The organism is Brevundimonas sp. SPF441, from assembly GCF_009661015.1.
GTDB lineage: Bacteria > Pseudomonadota > Alphaproteobacteria > Caulobacterales > Caulobacteraceae > Brevundimonas > Brevundimonas vesicularis.
In genome coordinates, this window is record NZ_WJWX01000058.1 from 1 (window position 1) to 517 (window position 517).

The following is a 517-nucleotide window of genomic DNA, read 5'->3' on the forward strand; positions in this document are numbered from 1 at the left end:
GCCCGAGCCGGGGTTGCCGTTGCCGGGGTTACCATTGCCCGGGTCGCCCGACCCCGGGTTACCATTGCCCGGATTGCCCGAGCCGGGGTTGCCGTTGCCAGGGTTGCCGTTGCCGGGGTTACCCGAGCCGGGGTTACCATTGCCCGGATTGCCCGAGCCGGGGTTGCCGTTGCCAGGGTTGCCGTTGCCTGGGTTGCCGTTGCCCGGATTGCCGTTGCCGGGGTTGCCGTTGCCAGGGTTGCCGGCGCCGGGGTTGCCCGAGCCGGGGTTGCCGGCGCCGGGGTTGCCCGAGCCGGGGTTGCCGTTGCCGGGGTTGCCGTTGCCGGGGTTACCCGAGCCGGGGTTACCGTTGCCGGGGTTACCGTTGCCCGGATTGCCGTTGCCAGGGTTGCCCGAGCCGGGGTTGCCGTTGCCGGGGTTACCATTGCCCGGGTCGCCCGACCCCGGGTTACCATTGCCCGGATTGCCCGAGCCGGGGTTGCCGTTGCCAGGGTTGCCGTTGCCGGGGTTACCCGAG

Annotated in this window: 1 protein-coding gene; it reads right to left on the reverse strand. The window is 71.8% G+C overall.

The window, feature by feature from the left end; genetic code table 11:
• On the reverse strand, positions 1 to 517 hold a 517-nt coding region (locus tag GGC30_RS16170; RefSeq protein ID WP_194943629.1), incomplete at both ends, for a hypothetical protein.